15 protein-coding genes are annotated in these 16,471 nt (G+C 38.3%); 3 read left to right on the forward strand and 12 right to left on the reverse strand.

Annotated features, from left to right (window positions below):
• Position 1: 1 nt before the first annotated feature.
• The 5 genes from MUN88_RS02605 to MUN88_RS02625 form a co-directional block, all read right to left on the reverse strand.
• Positions 2-943: a nucleoside hydrolase gene (locus MUN88_RS02605; RefSeq protein ID WP_244720509.1), complete on the reverse strand. Its 942-nt coding sequence runs from the start codon at positions 941-943 to the stop codon at positions 2-4.
• Between the two features lie 435 nt (positions 944-1,378).
• Positions 1,379-3,349: a hypothetical protein gene (locus MUN88_RS02610; RefSeq protein WP_244720511.1), complete on the reverse strand. Its 1,971-nt coding sequence runs from the start codon at positions 3,347-3,349 to the stop codon at positions 1,379-1,381.
• Between the two features lie 19 nt (positions 3,350-3,368).
• Positions 3,369-4,718, reverse strand: a complete 1,350-nt coding sequence (locus MUN88_RS02615) for an ATP-grasp domain-containing protein (protein ID WP_244720514.1) — start codon at positions 4,716-4,718, stop codon at positions 3,369-3,371.
• Positions 4,719-5,162: 444 nt separating this feature from the next.
• The gene (gene ablB / locus MUN88_RS02620; RefSeq protein ID WP_244720517.1) at positions 5,163-6,014 is read right to left on the reverse strand and encodes a putative beta-lysine N-acetyltransferase; all 852 of its coding nucleotides are present in this window, start codon (positions 6,012-6,014) and stop codon (positions 5,163-5,165) included.
• Between the two features lie 239 nt (positions 6,015-6,253).
• Positions 6,254-6,577 (reverse strand): winged helix-turn-helix transcriptional regulator, encoded by a 324-nt coding sequence (locus MUN88_RS02625; RefSeq protein WP_244720519.1) that lies wholly within the window; start codon positions 6,575-6,577, stop codon positions 6,254-6,256.
• Between the two features lie 137 nt (positions 6,578-6,714).
• Between MUN88_RS02625 and MUN88_RS02630 the strand changes: the two genes are divergently transcribed.
• Positions 6,715-7,245, forward strand: coding sequence for a YceI family protein (locus tag MUN88_RS02630; protein WP_244720521.1), 531 nt, complete (start codon positions 6,715-6,717; stop codon positions 7,243-7,245).
• A gap of 459 nt (positions 7,246-7,704) precedes the next feature.
• Here MUN88_RS02630 and MUN88_RS02635 read toward each other — a convergent pair whose 3' ends face one another.
• Positions 7,705-8,661 (reverse strand): LacI family DNA-binding transcriptional regulator, encoded by a 957-nt coding sequence (locus tag MUN88_RS02635; RefSeq protein ID WP_244720523.1) that lies wholly within the window; start codon positions 8,659-8,661, stop codon positions 7,705-7,707.
• A gap of 93 nt (positions 8,662-8,754) precedes the next feature.
• On the opposite strand from MUN88_RS02635, the gene MUN88_RS02640 reads away from it, so the two are divergent.
• Positions 8,755-8,907, forward strand: coding sequence for a hypothetical protein (locus MUN88_RS02640; RefSeq protein ID WP_244720525.1), 153 nt, complete (start codon positions 8,755-8,757; stop codon positions 8,905-8,907).
• Positions 8,908-9,106: 199 nt separating this feature from the next.
• Here MUN88_RS02640 and MUN88_RS02645 read toward each other — a convergent pair whose 3' ends face one another.
• The 3 genes from MUN88_RS02645 to MUN88_RS02655 form a co-directional block, all read right to left on the reverse strand.
• Positions 9,107-9,862: a DUF817 domain-containing protein gene (locus MUN88_RS02645; protein WP_244720527.1), complete on the reverse strand. Its 756-nt coding sequence runs from the start codon at positions 9,860-9,862 to the stop codon at positions 9,107-9,109.
• 2 nt (positions 9,863-9,864) lie between these two features.
• A complete protein-coding gene (locus MUN88_RS02650) occupies positions 9,865-10,224 on the reverse strand; it encodes a nuclear transport factor 2 family protein (protein ID WP_244720529.1) in 360 nt (119 codons plus the stop codon).
• A 99-nt stretch (positions 10,225-10,323) separates the two neighbouring features.
• A complete protein-coding gene (locus tag MUN88_RS02655; protein WP_244720531.1) occupies positions 10,324-10,998 on the reverse strand; it encodes a DUF421 domain-containing protein in 675 nt (224 codons plus the stop codon).
• A 133-nt stretch (positions 10,999-11,131) separates the two neighbouring features.
• Between MUN88_RS02655 and MUN88_RS02660 the strand changes: the two genes are divergently transcribed.
• Positions 11,132-12,685, forward strand: coding sequence for a BCCT family transporter (locus tag MUN88_RS02660; RefSeq protein ID WP_244720534.1), 1,554 nt, complete (start codon positions 11,132-11,134; stop codon positions 12,683-12,685).
• Positions 12,686-12,725: 40 nt separating this feature from the next.
• On the opposite strand, the gene MUN88_RS02665 is transcribed toward MUN88_RS02660, so the two are convergent.
• The 3 genes from MUN88_RS02665 to MUN88_RS02675 form a co-directional block, all read right to left on the reverse strand.
• Positions 12,726-14,783 carry a CocE/NonD family hydrolase gene (locus tag MUN88_RS02665; RefSeq protein ID WP_244720536.1) on the reverse strand — a complete coding sequence of 686 codons (2,058 nt, stop codon included), beginning with the start codon at positions 14,781-14,783 and terminating at the stop codon, positions 12,726-12,728.
• Positions 14,784-14,890: 107 nt separating this feature from the next.
• The gene (locus tag MUN88_RS02670; RefSeq protein WP_244720539.1) at positions 14,891-15,538 is read right to left on the reverse strand and encodes an ABC transporter permease; all 648 of its coding nucleotides are present in this window, start codon (positions 15,536-15,538) and stop codon (positions 14,891-14,893) included.
• Between the two features lie 14 nt (positions 15,539-15,552).
• Positions 15,553-16,464 carry an ABC transporter substrate-binding protein gene (locus tag MUN88_RS02675; protein ID WP_244720542.1) on the reverse strand — a complete coding sequence of 304 codons (912 nt, stop codon included), beginning with the start codon at positions 16,462-16,464 and terminating at the stop codon, positions 15,553-15,555.
• Between the last annotated feature and the right edge of the window lie 7 nt (positions 16,465-16,471).

The following is a 16,471-nucleotide window of genomic DNA, read 5'->3' on the forward strand; positions in this document are numbered from 1 at the left end:
CTTACTCACTCCTCTCGCCATAGGAAACTATCGCTTTTTTAAAAACGGACCAAAATTTCACCTGATCAAGTCCTGTTGCTAAATAGGTGTTTGGTTCTTTTCCTGTCACTCCCAAATGATCTACAACTGTCATTCCGTATGTATGTTCACCTTTCGTTTCTATTGCAACATGTACATGCTCAAAGTTGAAAATATCCGGTTCTATTAAATGAACAATCGTACACGCATCATGAATCGGCCCTCCCGGGAAGTCAAAATGATCACGATACGCTTGAATAAAGAAAGTCAGCAGATCCGAGACAAATTCACTGACCGGGTTCTCCATTTTACGCAGTTCATCTACTGTCTCCGTCGTTGCTAATGCTTGGTGGGTTACGTCTAAGCCAAACATTCGCACAGGTATCCCACTTTCCAAAACAATCTTTGCTGCCTCTGCATCTACATATATATTAAATTCAGCTGCTGGCGTCCAGTTTCCAAAGGTTCCACCGCCCATTAAAACAATTTCCTGTATGTTTTGTTTTATTTTGGGCTCTTTCACTAGAGCAAGTGCAATATTGGTTAACGGTCCAGTTGGCACTATCGTAATTGGCTCATCGGCATCGAGCAGTTTTTCGATGATAAAATCTACCGCATGCTGATCGATCGCTTGTCGACTCGGCTCATCCGGTAATAACGGCCCATCCAGCCCAGTCTCACCATGAATTTCTTCCGCAATCTCTGCTTCTTTTACCAATGGTCTTGTCGCACCTTGTGCTACCTGAACATGATCTAATCCAATAATATCGCACACCTTTAACGCGTTTAATGTATTTTTTTCGACTTGTACATTTCCTGCTACCGTTGTTATCCCGATAATCTCGAGAGGACTGATGCTAGAAGCAGCAAGTATAATCGCAATAGCATCATCATGCCCCGGGTCACAGTCAAGGATCACTTTCATGTCATTTCCTCCTCTATGTAGATAAGTGGGTTTCTATAACAACATTGTAATCGTTTTGTACATGCTTACACAATGAAGACGATGTTTAGGATTTTACTTAGGATAAGCAACTTAGTTTTTTCTTTTTAACCTTACAGTAAATGTGGGGTTTAATTATCCTAGTAATGGTTAAAAAAAGAGGATGTACTTCGTTATATATCAAATGTTCAGATATTAAATATTAAACAGGGGGGTTTTCTTATATAGACGATGCAAAAACATACGAAGTAATGGAAGGTCAATTAGATTATAAAATAAAAAATAAAAGGTTAAAGTCCTGCCATATAAGTAGTTGCCTAATGTTGCACTTGGAATACTAAACAACAGAAGCCCATTTACCGTGTATAAGTATATAATAAAGAGCAGTGTTATCTATGTACACTGCTCTTTATTATATTATAGCTCAACCCATGTATATTTAATTCCCCAACTCTCTCTTGAAAGGGCCTCGATTTTCTTAACAATTTCATCCTCTATCGCAAAAGCGTCACCTTTTTCGTAAGGGTTGTAATGAAACGCATACAGCCTAGATGTAAATTCATGAAATGGTAAAGATGATTCTCCTGGTATCTCCCCATTTCCAGTAACCTTAGGTTCAATACCCTGTCCCCAATTTTGAGCACCATCATTATTTGGATTATAGAAATATATACGATACTGACCGCTTGGGTCCTGTGCAATACGTTGAACCGACACGGCATGCAATCCAAGTAGGTCACTGAACGAATTTGTAATAAAAATTCCAACTGGATTTGGATAAATAAGTTCATAACCTTCGTTATATTCTGGATGATGAGTCGAATAAAACAAGCGTACAAAGCCCGAATAATCAGCAACTGATCCAGTCATAGGATCAATCACACTACAAAAGCCACGAGATACCCAATTCCCGTAAAATGCAGGGTTCACCCACTTATGTACGTCATCACCTCTAAACTTAACAAGACGGACTAATTCACCGTAAATTTTATCCAAATGAGGGACTAAAACCAGGGAAACGGGACCAAGTTCTTCATGTAAATCTTCTACTAATCCTTTCCCTAAATCCTTAGAGTGGATTGCCTTGCCTTCAAACATAATATCTATATCCCCGTCACGTGCTGCTCTAGGAATTAATTCAAGTAGATATCCTGGGGCATGGACAGACCATAAGCTAATACCACGTGCTGTCTGACAAGTAGGATTCATGCCTTGCCCTACACCCAATGGCTGCCCTAACACACTAAGCGTACCTGCCACTAAGATGTCGTTCGCCGTAATACCTTCATTTCCATTAATTGTACTTAATAAAACCTTTCGAACATCAGGCAATATATCAAGCTCAATCAAACGGCGTAAACCAGGAATCACTGGTGTTGAAGACAAAATGCCTCGCTCAAGCATCCGTGTCAATCCATATAGCGCCTGCTTTAAGGGTGGATGAATAGCTATTTTAATTAAATCACTTACAATAGAAAAATGTTCTTCTAAATTTGCTTTTCCTTTGCTACTTAGATCCAAAGCAATTGGAATAAGCTTGGGGTGATTTCGATTTAAAAACCGAACTAAAATAGTATGGTGACAAGAAACAAGCCCTGTATCTCGCATATATTTTGCAAATTCTTTTGCCTCCTGCTTTAACTCTTTATCCTCTAGTTTTTGTAAAGCCTTACGATATTCTTTAAGGTCATTCTCTTGACTAAGCTTTGTTGGACCATCAATCGCTTTTAAATAATACTCAATTGCTTTTTGCTCTTTCTTGTTTATATCGGACTTTAATAATTGTTTGGCATTTTCAATCATTTTCACTGTCCGATTTACCATAATAGGGCGTTGCGTAATGAGATCGTCAATTTCCTGTATTAATACACTGGAAATAGCTTTAAGTGACAACTCCTCAGCCAAAAATTCAAATAAACGTTCCGCTCTTTTTTTCTCCTTCTCATTCCCTTCGATCCGAGCAGCTTCTGTTTCCTCAGGAAAGATCGTATCTACATTTAATGCCATGATTTCATGCAAGAAATCTTGAGCTTGCTTTTTTGAAACTTTCTCGTGCGTGTGCTTTTCTTTCGCAAGTGAAACCATTCTTATATCGCTAAGGATTTCTACAATTGGTGTCATACCACCTGACATGAGGGATCCTTTTACTAAATTAGGTAGTAATTTAGACGGTTCCGCCCATGGACCGTTTAAAAAAATACCAGCTTCCTCAAATCGATCTGCAAATTCATACAAAATTCTCATACCGTCTTTCTCATCCATCAATCTTGCTGCGGCTTGCAAAGCATCTGCTTGATACATTTCTTTTGCATAAGGAACGGCAGATTCTAATATTTCCAGTGCTTCTTGAAACTGCTCTTTTTTATTATTTTCTACTTGTTTTTCCATTTTGGTTCACCCTCTTTTCCTACATATAAAAATGATGATCCACATAGTCAGATAAGAGTTGTTTCACTTGATATCCATCATCACCATAGAAGAAGATCGTACCTAAGTGATTTCCGTATCCTTCTTGATTGCTTTGAATTTTACTAACAGCTGGTTTAAACAAAGTATGCTTATCAAAATAGTCATGTTCCTCTAATTCCTTCGGCATATTCACTTGATGGATATGATTCTTTTTTGGATAAACTAAAAAACTTCCTGCATGTCCATTCGCTTCTGTTTCATCTGGAAAAATATCTTTTATTTCTTCTTCTGTCGTATTAGGATCACAGCATAATAGATGTGCTTCATATGGATTAAAATTATAGGTTTTTCTCATTAAATCAAAAATATGTCCCCCCGGAATTCGATAAGCCATTTCACCAAAATAGAGCTCTTCTTCATCTGATATAAAAAATTCCGGATGAATTAATCCACACTGAATGTTAAATACATCTACAATCTTTTCAACTTCCTTACGAATTTGAGGACGAAGCTTTTCAATTTCTTTTGTCGGAGGTACCATCATCGAGTATCCGAATACAACATATTCCGTTACGTTTAAAAACTGTACCTTTCCATTATGAATGAAAGCTTCACATGAAATCTCTAAACCCTGTAAATGACTTTCTAATAAAGATGGAAAGTTTTCCTCTGATAACTTAGACTCTATGTCTTCCTCTGACATAATCATACGATGACCGGAAGCACCTGCTTTATTAAAAGCTTTAACATGAATAGGGGCCGGTTCTTCTCCCCTTGTACGAAGTAAAGCACCATTTACACGGTTAAAAAAGCGACGAACATCCTCTTTATCTTTTGCCTCTTCAAAAATACCGACACGTAAGCCACCAATATGTGCTCTGCGCTTCATCATTGCTTTATCCCGAAATAAAATAGCATGATCAAATAATCTTGGTTCATTTCGAAAACGAGAATTTAAGGCCCCCGCCCATTCAACCGTTTCTTCAAAAATAGGAACGGTATGATCGACATCTAAATCTTTCAAAATTTGATAAAGTTCTTCCGACTGCTTATATACATCATTGTAGGGTACATCCTTTCCAAAATCCCAAGCTACAAAAGGGATATTATGCTTATCAGCAAAAGTTTTAAATTCAGGCAAGCTGACGACAATAAAATCCCGATCTAACCGTTGCATCGCTTCAATAGATGGGATTCCCCAACCAATTAATGCGATTTTTTTACCTTTCACACGCTTTTGATGATCTAAATGGATAGGTCCTGTTTTGCGATTATAAATTTCCCCCCTATCTTTTTGATCATTTTCTTTAAAAAGATATTGCTCCTCATGTCTATTAGCAAATGGCAACTTGTCCTCATCCTTTCAATGTAATTAGCAAAAAACGCAATACCTAGGATGCCACTATTTAATAAAATTATAAGTATATTCTTCTAAACACATGAAACGAAAAAAGTACCCAACGATTCGTTAGGTACAGAGAGACTTTTAGAAAGATAAGCTATTTTTCCGTAGACGTAAGGAAAAAAAGATTGTTCAATACTTCCCTGATTAAGCTTGTTATCAAATTTCATCTTCCCCTTACCGAGGGCCTATTGTTTTTGACTTGGACATCAATATCATTTAAATCAAACCGAGGTAAATAATAAGAAGCTATAATTTCTTGTTCCGTATCCATGACTTGAACATTTGAACCTAAGGCAGGGCTCATTAGTACACTTGATGTGATCCTTCACAAAATCCTCCTTACATAATTACTCACTTAAATCTTTCCGTACTTTCAAATCTTTATTATTAAGATAGGTTGCGAAACCAAATATTCATGTTCTCCAGTCGGCCTGCAATATTACTGTTTCTCATCATTCTACCTCCATAAGTAAAGCCAAGCTTTGCATTAATTAAATTCATTCCTATGGATACAGAACGAGAGTATGAGAATACAGTTTTTATCTTTTTCTCTTTCAGCAAATTTATAATTTTAATTGCTTGATGTAACAAAAGCCCCTTTTCTCGGTGTTCTTCCAATGTGGCACAATCAGTAAACTCAGCAGCGTTAAAAGCAGGCATAACATCACCTGAACAAGCACTTACAATATCTCCTCTATGCTCTGCAACCGAAAAATAGACATCATTCTTCATCATTTGTAATATAAAATCAGGATCATTCATAGGTGTTGGATAAGATTCAAATACCTCTCCATAGAGTTTAGCCATTTTAAAACGATCAATTGGTTTTGCCCAACGAATTTTGTACTCCTCTTGACAAATATTTTTTTCAGTTAAAACAGAAGCTCGGGTAGTTGCTTCAATAATATTCTTTTCTAATCCCGCCTCCTCTTTTACACTTTGGTTATCATCTAAGAATAATGCATAAATATAGGCATCTTTTCCATTAAAAAATCCTTTTATTATTCCCTCAAATTCAAAGAAACGATCTTCCATTAATGTTGTCTGTTCTCTCTTTGCGAAGAAAATTAATTTATCACACCTATTTTCCAAGCCCTTTTTTATTAGGTATTCTATAAGATAATCGACATATTGACTTTTAGGAAGGTCATACACTTTAACCCTTTGATTAACCGGTTCAATATGGAGATTCTCCTTACTTAAACTAATGCCATTATTCAACCTAAGAAGTGATTTCATCGATTCACTCTCCCATTTTAATTTAGCTATTAATCAAACTATTAGAAAAATGAAGTGAATATGAATAAAAGAGAGAGCATTTCAGAACACTCAAGTTAGACGGTAGGTAAAAGGATATTTGAATGGAACAAAAAAATAATGATAATATTCATGTATTTGGAAAAAAACAGAGTAATAAATAGAAAAAAACTGTGAAGAAACGACTTCACAGTTTTAATAAAGAATATATTGGGAATAATTCATACCAAGGATTGGTTGTTCATCCATCCGTCTGCCCATGTTTGGATACTTTCCAGAACTGGTTTTAATGCCTGACCTTTTTCAGTTAAATCATATTCGATTCGGACTGGTGTCTCATTGTAAACGTGGCGAATCACAATGCCTTCTTTTTCAAGGTCCTTCAAACGTTCAGAAAGTACACGACCGCTAATACCAATCGCTGACTCAATCGTAGTAAAACGTTGGGCGCCTTCAAGTAATTGGAAAATAATTAATCCGGTCCAGCGTTTATTTAATATATTCAATGCCGATTCAAACTTAGGGCAAATTGCTTTATCAGCCATGAAACTCACCTCTTTAATTATAGTATAGCAAATTTTGTTACAGAAATAAAATTAATTAATTACTTGACGTAACTAAATAATTTTTGTACACTTAGTTACATAAAGTAAGTTATTAATTTTTTGGGAGGAATTTTCAAATGACTAACGTAAATTTAGACAAAGTACACAGTGCTTTAAACTTTGAAGTAAAACATATGATGGTATCTAAAGCAAAAGGAGAATTCCAGAGCTTTGACGTAGATATCAACGGCAGTTTCGACGACTTATCCAATGCAAGTCTGAAAGCAACCATTGATGTAGCATCCATCGAAACAAACAATAACGACCGTAACGGACACTTAAAATCAGAGGATTTCTTCAATGTGGAACAACATCCACACATTACTTTCGTCAGCAAAAACATCGAAAAAGTTAGTGATGAAGAATACAAAATCACTGGTGACTTAACCATTAAAGGTGTAACAAATCAAGAAACATTCACTGCTACTTATAATGGTAAAGCCAAAGATCCTATGCAAGGTAATACGATCGCAGGTGCGGATGTAGAAGGAAAAATCAACCGTGAAGACTACGGTTTAACCTGGAATGCACCACTTGAAACTGGTGGCGTATTAATTGGTAAAGAGGTTAAATTCTCAGGTGGATTTGAGTTTGTCGTAGAAGAATAAGATATAGAAACATAAAGATTTTAGGCACAATAAAAGCCGACTATTACACGAATCCTCTGCAACTAATTTTCGTGCGATGGTCGGCCTTTCTCTTATATCGTAAAAATATGCTGTGACGTATAGCTTTCTACCAATCTTCTATGATTTTTCTTGAAGTGATTTAGCAAGGTAATATTGAAATTGCTGCCCTCTGCCCCACTGCATACGAGTTTGCCTCTTGCTTGCTCGTCATTTCAGCTTCTGTTCCGATGGATTTTGTCCGGTTGAACGCTCCTATCGGATAATTCCTACTCTGCTCCGGCGTTTTTTGTCCGGTTGAACGCTCCTATCGGACAATTCCAACTCTACTCCGGCGTTTTTTGTCCGGTTAAACAATTCTATCGGAGACTTGTGCACTCATCCATATAAAATGGAGGAAAAACTGCCAGTGAATGCCTCATTATCTCTCTGCCTCCTTTTTTAAACGGTATTTCGCTCAATTAATTTAATTGGCAATTGTTCATGTTGCGCGGCTGATTGATTACTTACATGTTGAAACAGCTTCATTCCCATTGTTGTGTGAGGAATTTCAAAAGAAGTTAATCCCATCATTTTAGCGATCGGTTGATTATCAAAACCGATAATTGCCAAATCATCGGGCACCTTAATACCGGCCTGGTTACACGCAGTCAGAATGCCTGCCGCCACTACATCACTTGTGACCAGCAATGCATCAGGTTTACTTTTCAAATCAATTATTTCTTCCACGATGGTTTGGCCATCTTCAAAATAATAATAGTTATCAAAAACAAAGGATTGCTGAGGATGCTGCTCTAAAAAATCCTGATATGCCCTATGACGAAAATAACTATTTGAACCAGAATTTCTGCCGATACAATAGCCGATACGCTGATAATTTTTTTGATGCAAATAATTCAATGCATTGTTAAAACTTTGATAATGATCAACAAAGACAGAATCGACATTTTGGTTGCCTGCCGCATTTTCGCAAACCACGATTTTCCCGTAACGACTATAGGACTCGATAACCGAAAGATCCATTTTATGTGAGCAAATGATCAGACCGTCAATCTGTTTGTGCTTCAGCATATCCAACGCTTCTTGTTCACGTTCAAGATTATACTTTGTCTGGATTAATAAGACATGATACTGGTGTTCTGCAGCTTGATCCGTTATCCCCTCTATCAATAAGCCGAAATAGGGATGTTTTGCAAATGGTACTACTACCCCAATTAACTTAGATGATCCTTGGCTAAGATTAACAGCTGTACGATTCACTTGATAATCAACGCTGTTCATCACTTCTTGGACCGCTTTCCTTTTTTCTTCCGTTACATAAGGATGATTATTAATGACACGGGAGACGGTGGTCACCGATACCCCTGCCATCTTTGCAATATCGCGAATATTTGCCATTGCCTGCTCTCACCTTTTTCAAGATTTTTTAAAAAAGTTCTTGCTCTGAAACGCGTTTCATCCCCTACCTTATAGATAAGGAGGGTGATACCATTGTTTATTGTATTGGGCATCGCAGTCTGGGTAGCAATGTGTAGCCTAATCCTAATTGGTGCTTCTTATGCGGCACACTTTGAGGACGATTACATGGATCGGGATGCACGATATATCGAACATGTTTATACCCGTAACATCTCTGATCTATAGAAAAGCTCGGCATTCGCCTCTTTTAGCGAGTGCCGTAGTTTTTTCTTTTACTTTGACCCTAAAAATTCTTACCACGTCGATAACAACTTGATAAAACTTTATGCTTTCCTAACGTGAAAATTTAAAGTGTACCAAGTATATGGAAAACTTTGGCACTCGCTAAAAGACGAGGCGAATGCCTAGTTTTTCTTATATGCGGTTATTTCCTTTTTTCTTTTATATGCTTCAACATCGCCACAATTAAAAAGCTGACAATGACTAAAAGCAGCCAGGAACTGATTTTTCCGAGGTGGACAATCTGCCATTCCACTTCCTGCCCCGGGTACTGCCATGCCCCAAAGAAAGTGGCAATATTTTCTGCGATCCAGATAAAGAAACTGATTAATACAAAAGCAATAACCATAGGCATCCGGTATTGCTTATGGTTGACCCGAAAATAGACAATAGTCTTAAAGAATAAGAGAATGGTTGCCACTTTCAGCACCCAGCGAAAATCAAATATGTAATGATGAGTAAAAAAATTGAAATAGATCGCGGCGCTTAAGGCTGCTACTGCCCATGTCGATGGCCATTTTACCAGATTCACATCGAGTCGTCGCCAAGCCTGACATAAATAACTGGCCACGCTGGCATACATAAAACCACTATACAACGGTACGCCAAACACTTTGGACCATGCTTGTTCCGGATAACTCCACGAGCCCATATGTACTTTGTAGATCTCTAATGCTAAACCAATTAAGTGAAAGACGCAGACAACTTTTAGTTCATCCCATGTTTCTAGTTTCGTCACAAGCATGAGAACTTGTGTGACAAGACAAATCATCAGCATAAGGTCATATCTTGACATAAAGGAAATATCGATGACCTGTGTTATCGCTAGCGCAGAAAAAATCACTACAGCAAATACGCATGATTTCGCCTGCTCGATACCGAATGTCCATAATTGGCGCATGGCTAAATCTCCAATACGTAGCTGATGATTTCTTTTATTTTGCCGTCCTTATGTTTGTTTAATTTGTAAATATCACAGAAGCTGTAATGACGCTGATCACCATTTTTGTCAGTAGAATGAATGAGACCATTTACTGCGGCTTCCTTGCCATGTGTAATCATATGCTCGATTTCCTGTTCAAAATCATTGCCATTATTCATTCCTTCCAGCGCCTGAGCGAGCGTGTCGATTCCTTTAATCGTATCATTGCCAACCATCCGCCAGACTATATCGTCCGTTACACTGGCAAGGATTTTTTCTGATTCCCCTCTTACTAATGCCTCATTAAATTCGCGAAAAAATAGCTGATTTTTTGTTTCCATTTCCTTGCACACACCTTTTTTGGTATTAGTATACCATATGATGCTCGTTTGTTATATTGCAGATGATGAAAAACAGTAGAACTGTCTGTAGTGATACCGTTAGTCGCAATTATCGACCATTAACCCGTCTGTTTCGGACCATTCTGCATAATAGATAACAGAAATATTGTCATAGCCGTTTTCTTTTAATAATGTCCTAAGCCACTCTTCATCTTTGCCAATCCAGTCCAGCGTTCGCTTCTGGATGGCTCCTTCATCGACGACCAGGTGGGAGAGTGATGTTTCTTTCGGTTGAATGTTCATCATCTCGGCAGTCACTGTCTCAGCGGATTCTTTGCGCATAACGCTGAGGTCTCCGCTTGGTTCGAGAATGGCATATTTCACTTCTGTAATGGAGAAAATACCTTGCAATCGAAGCATGGAACGAAGCTGTTCTGATTCGAGTTTGTTTTTCTTTAAATTCTTTATATTTAAGATGCCATCTTTTATGATAATGTTCGGTTCGCCTTTCAGGACAGGACGGAGCCACTCAAAATGTCGTACCAGGAGCTCCAGAACATAAATGAGAACAGACCAGAGAGCCAGAGAATATAACACTTCCCAGAATGTAACAGTGCTATTATAGACAGCATTCTCCAGCAGTCCTCCCAGTACGAGGAGATAGACGAAATCGACGGGAGTAATCTGTGTTAACTCCTTCTTTCCCATCACCCGCATGACGATGATCAGTGCAATGAATCCAATTACTATTTTTGCTGTGATTGTTGTGGCCATAGTTAGTTCCTCTCTATTGTTTGTTTATCTCCTTTTCCCTTTTGTTAAAGAAAGAAAACTAGTTGTTTAATAATTAACATACGTGGTATCTGACAATTGTATACAGAAAAATAGAAACAGGAGAGTGAATGTCATGAAACAACCTTCCAGTTGGAGTGGACGCCTAATTGATTACAAGATTTTTCTTCCCTCCTTATTTATTATTATTGGAATCAGCATTCCTTTCTCAATGTATGAATCCAAATCACTAGAACTGTTAAATAGTATATTTGATAAAATTGTAGAAGTATTTAGTTGGGGATATGTCTGGTATGCATTGATTCTTGTCGCAGCTGGGTTATATTTATCCTTTTCTAAATACGGAAAAGTGGTGCTCGGCAATCCAGCTGAAAAACCAAAATTCAATATGTTTGAATATGCGTCAATATTGATTGCAATGGGTGTTGGGTCTACGATTATGCGGACCGGTATGATTCAGTGGACACAGGTGGCTTTGGATCCACCATTTGGTGCATCGCCTGAATCACAGGATGCCTTGTTATGGGGAAATGCTTATAGCATGTTCTTGTGGAGCTTTCAGGTTTTCGCCATTTTCGTTATGGCAGCACCCGCAATGGCTTACATCATTCATGTCAAAAAGCGGCCATTGATGCGTATATCAGAAGCTTGCCGGTGTATTTTCGGTGATAAATTCACGGATGGTATTGGTGGAAAAATCTTAGATATTTTATTTTTAGTTAGTATATTATCAGGTGCAGCCGTCACACTAGGCCTCGGTACACCTATTATTACGTATAATGTATCGGCATTACTGGATATGGAAGTTACGTTCGGATTAACCTTGATTGTTACGATCATTTGGGTATTACTTTTCTCTGTCAGTGCCTACTTAGGAATTGAAAAAGGGATTAAGCGACTCAGTACGTTTAATATGTATTTAGCTGCTGCGCTTGGCGTATTTATATTGATCGCAGGACCGGGTATTTTTATTTTAGACTATTTCACTGATTCAGTTGGCCATCTGATGCAAAATTATTTACAATTATCTTTTTATACAGATTCGTTAAACACGGGGTCCGCCACTCACGTGCAGAGTCATATGGTTTTCTGGTTTGCCTATAGTGCGACATGGGCGATGCTTCACAGTATATTTGCTGCCAAAATATCAAAAGGGCGTACCGTGAAAGAAATGATTCTCACCTATCTATTGGCACCTACCATGCTATCCTGGATAGCGACTGGCATTCTTGGCGGACTTGGTGTCGACCGTTATCTTAGTGGCGATGTAAAAGTGCTGGATATGGTGCAAAATCAAGAGTCGATGACCGTTATCCCGGAAATACTGATGACCTTGCCTTGGGGAAGCATTGCAATTATTGTGTTTGTGATCGTATCGATGATTTTCTTAACAACGACATTAGATTCTACCACGTATACAATCGCAGCATACACAAGCAAGCGAGATATGAGTAAAATGGAACCATCAAGAAACTTACGAATTATCGTAGCTGCCATTATTACCACTGTTGCCTTGATTTTAATGCAAATTGGGGGACTTGCACCTCTTGAGGTAGTATCCGGTTTAATGGGATTACCCATCATCCTCATTCAATTCTTAACGATTTATGCGGCGAAGAGAATGATGGATCAAGATAAGGCTTGGATTCATAATGTTAGAGACAAATAACGAGCGAGGCTATGAAGCCCCGCTCGTTATTTGTCATCAATTACTGAAAGTCTCTTTTGATAGTTTTAGTCCATTCTTTTTGAAAAAATTCTTGGTCATTTTCAAAAGCTACTAGTCTATTCACTAGATAGAAATGGTCTTGATCACTCGTCATTTCACTAAATGTTTCTAGTTTTGTTTGCCAATCGTCACGACCTACTACTAATTCCCATTCACATGTTACCTTTGCAGATAAGGGATCATTCTCTTTAATCATAAATGTGTTCTTATTAATACTGCCGTGCTCGACTCCGTTTGTCAGTAATTTACGTTCTCCTTCATCAGAGAAATCTTCCAATTTCCAAATGCCGTTAATAAGGTCATGCTTTACTTCGCGTGTACGCTTTTCCTTACGTAGTATTTCTTTTTCAATGACTTCTGCTGTTTCGGGTACTTGGAAATGTGTGCCGACATCCTTATCCTCTGGTTGTGGAGTACGCTCTGGTAAAGCAAGATACGTATTTTCATTTTGATAGACAGTCAGATTCACAGTTTTTGGCGAAGGCCAAGCTTGTGGCCAATAAGTTGGTGACAACACTAACTCAATGGAATGACCTGCTGGAATTTGTTGACCTAACACATTTAAATCTACCTTCACTTGATATTTTTCCCTTGGTTCCAATGGCTGAGGATATTCCTGAGAATCAAAATGGTTGAGATTCAGCATGCCCCATGAAATCATCGTTGATTCGCCGGAAGGTGCTTTATCATTGATTTTGGCAACGATTAAAGCATCTTGTTGATCGACAGATAGTTCAGCATGAAATTCAGGCTTTCCTAATAATTCTATATCATCTACTAATGGAGCAGACGTAAAAACGACGGCTTTGCCATTTTCGAGACGTTGATCTGCTGGTAAGTCACCTGGTTGACCAAATGGACAAAAAACACCATTGTAGAAGCCATATTCTTGTACACTTGGAATCAGTACTTCACCTGTTTGATCATTAAGATTTGTCTCAATTGTTTGGTTATTGATCCACCATTTCGTCATTTGTACATTTGGCGATGGCCATTCATTATCTCCGACCCATTTTCCGGGGCGTTTTTCATACGTAACTTGCGGCAATTCACTATCCTGGATCCACGAAATCAGCTTCGGTTCATCCATTATGCCAGTATCAATCCCTTTTAACCAGTGGTCCCACCAGCGCAGACATTCCTGTAGAAAGCCGATATTCGGTTCTGGTGTAGCCACTTCTGGATATTCATGTGCCCAAGGTCCGACTAATCCTTTACTTTCTTCCGGTAAATGTTCTAACAAACGAAATACAGCATTGGTGTAACCATCCTGCCAACCACTAACTGCAAAAACAGGAATATCTACCTTAGAGAAATCTTCACATATGGAACCGTGTTTCCAATACTCATCCCGACGCTGGTGGCTTAACCATTCTTCCACAAAAGGTGGCGTGTTTTTTAAACGATCGAGCCAGTTCTCTTTCCATGCTTCTCCTACGACTGCTGGATCTTGGGGTCTGGCATTGTAAGCAAACATAGTGGATGCCCACCACAACATATCAGATGCCAGCACATTTCCACCTTTATAATGGACATCGTCTGCAAAACGGTCATCTGTCGAACACAGAGTTATAATTGTTTTTAATGCGGAATGCTGACGTGCCGCTACTTGTAAACTGTTAAATCCTCCCCAAGACTTCCCGATCATACCGACAGCACCAGTTGACCAGTCTTGTTCACAAATCCAATCCAACACATCTAACGCATCATCATGCTCTTGTTTTAAATATTCGTCCATTAAAACGCCATCAGAATTTCCTGATCCTCGAATATCAACACGAATACTTGCATAACCATGCCCCGCAAAATACGGGTGTCGAACCGAATCACGGATAGCCGTGAAGTCATTTTGACGATACGGAATATATTCTAAAATTGCAGGTACCGGTTTTTCCACAGCGTCATCAGGTAACCAAATTGTTGCAGCCAGTTTGACACCATCAGACATCGGAATCCAGACGTTTTCTATTTTTTTGACTTGTCGAGGGAATTCTTTTATCACTCGACGTTCTTGTGAGTCTTTTATGTTAAATACCAATGTTGTCCACCTTTCTTAGAGGCTGTTCAAATAGTCTGGTAACCATCGCGGAATTTCTTCTCTTTGCGCTTTTTACCCTTCTATGCTTGAACAAGCACTTATATCTATTATGCTAACGCCATTCTTTTCTTCGCTTTCTTTTCTAATAAGCCCAATGCTAAATCTGCAATAATTGCTAATAATGTGGCAGGAATCGCACCAGCATAGATTTTTACATCAGATTGCAGACTGATTCCCGAAATAATCTCTTTTCCTAAACCTTCCGCTCCAATATACGGTCCAATACATGCAACTGCAATCGCAATTACTGATGCGACACGTAATCCTGCCAACAGGAATGGAACAGATAACGGGAATTGAACTTTGGCAAGCAATTGTAAAGGTGTCATTCCAGAGCCTTTACCTGCTTCTAAAATACTGTCATCGACTTCTCTAATTCCCACATAGGTATTGCGAACAATCGGCATCAAGGAATAAAGGAATAGTCCAATTACCATTGTTTGAAATCCTAATCCAAAGTAAAGCATCAATATAGCTAACATTGCTAAGCTTGGAATCAATTGCAAAATATTAGTTAACGAGATAATAATCGGTGCCAGCTTTTCATAGCGAGCTGCAATAATTCCTAACGGTATACCTATGACAAGTGCTAATGCCAAGCCATAAACAACCATTAATATATGCTCTATCGTCAAATCTAAGAGTAAACTACTATTCTCAAGCATGTACTTACTTAGTTCTTGGAGAAAGCTCATTTTATCACCTTTCCCTATTCAAGCATTCCTTTTTCTTGTAAAAATCCTTTGGCTACTTTCTCAGTACTCTGTTCTTCCATATCTACTAGACGAATCATTTCTGTCATCTCTTCTGTACTGATTAATCCAACGATTGAATCTAAAACTTCTGCTACCTCTGGATACTCATCGATTACCGCATTACGTGCAACTAAGGATGCATCATATGGAGGAAAGAAGTTTTGGTCATCTTCTAAAAGCTTTAAATCATATTCAAGAATTTGCGGATCAACTGTATAGGCTGTAACAGCTTCTACGTCCCCATTTTCAATTGCTTTGTACATAAGGGCAACATCCATACCTCTTGCATCTGCAAATTCGTATCCATATGCTTTTTGGTATCCCTCATAGCCATCATTTTCTCGTTCAATCCACGAATTATCTGTTGCAAGAGTTACTTGACCCGCAACCTCACCTAAATCAGACATAGTTGTAATGCCATTTTCTTCTGCGAAAGCTTGTTTAATTGCGATGCTGTATTGATTACTAAATCCAATCGAGTCATACCATTTCATATCATATTTTTCACCGAACAGATTCTGTGCTTGCTCCAAAGTTTTTGCTGGATCTGTCGTATACTCTACCTGATCTTCATCAAAATGATTGTTGTATACTTCACCAGAATATAGTGTGGCAATGTCAAAATCTTCTTTATCAATCGCACTCATAATTTGTGGACTTGCCGGGATATCTTCTGTAATATTTACTTCATGATCTGTTTGGTCTTCAACTAGAAGCTTTACAATTTGACCCATGATTTTTGGATCTGTGTTTTTTTGTGCCCCATATTCAAACACTTGTCCGCCATCTGCAGAAGTGTTATTTCCACATGCGGTGATAACCAATAATAAAGCAGTTAAAATACTTGCTACAAATACTTTTCTCATCTTGTGT

Source organism: Gracilibacillus caseinilyticus (assembly GCF_022919115.1).
GTDB classification, from domain to species: domain Bacteria; phylum Bacillota; class Bacilli; order Bacillales; family Amphibacillaceae; genus Gracilibacillus; species Gracilibacillus caseinilyticus.

Bases quoted from the DNA above. Each gene is read 5' to 3' on its own strand.
- MUN88_RS02650 (WP_244720529.1), bottom strand. From the start codon at position 10,224: ATGGAAACAAAAAATCAGCTATTTTTTCGCGAATTTAATGAGGCATTA.
- MUN88_RS02605 (WP_244720509.1), bottom strand. From the start codon at position 943: ATGAAAGTGATCCTTGACTGTGACCCGGGGCATGATGATGCTATTGCG.
- MUN88_RS02645 (WP_244720527.1), bottom strand. From the start codon at position 9,862: ATGCGCCAATTATGGACATTCGGTATCGAGCAGGCGAAATCATGCGTA.
- MUN88_RS02655 (WP_244720531.1), bottom strand. From the start codon at position 10,998: ATGGCCACAACAATCACAGCAAAAATAGTAATTGGATTCATTGCACTG.
- MUN88_RS02635 (WP_244720523.1), bottom strand. From the start codon at position 8,661: ATGGCAAATATTCGCGATATTGCAAAGATGGCAGGGGTATCGGTGACC.
- MUN88_RS02625 (WP_244720519.1), bottom strand. From the start codon at position 6,577: ATGGCTGATAAAGCAATTTGCCCTAAGTTTGAATCGGCATTGAATATA.
- MUN88_RS02675 (WP_244720542.1), bottom strand. From the start codon at position 16,464: ATGAGAAAAGTATTTGTAGCAAGTATTTTAACTGCTTTATTATTGGTT.
- MUN88_RS02670 (WP_244720539.1), bottom strand. From the start codon at position 15,538: ATGAGCTTTCTCCAAGAACTAAGTAAGTACATGCTTGAGAATAGTAGT.
- MUN88_RS02660 (WP_244720534.1), top strand. From the start codon at position 11,132: ATGAAACAACCTTCCAGTTGGAGTGGACGCCTAATTGATTACAAGATT.
- MUN88_RS02630 (WP_244720521.1), top strand. From the start codon at position 6,715: ATGACTAACGTAAATTTAGACAAAGTACACAGTGCTTTAAACTTTGAA.
- ablB (WP_244720517.1), bottom strand. From the start codon at position 6,014: ATGAAATCACTTCTTAGGTTGAATAATGGCATTAGTTTAAGTAAGGAG.
- MUN88_RS02610 (WP_244720511.1), bottom strand. From the start codon at position 3,349: ATGGAAAAACAAGTAGAAAATAATAAAAAAGAGCAGTTTCAAGAAGCA.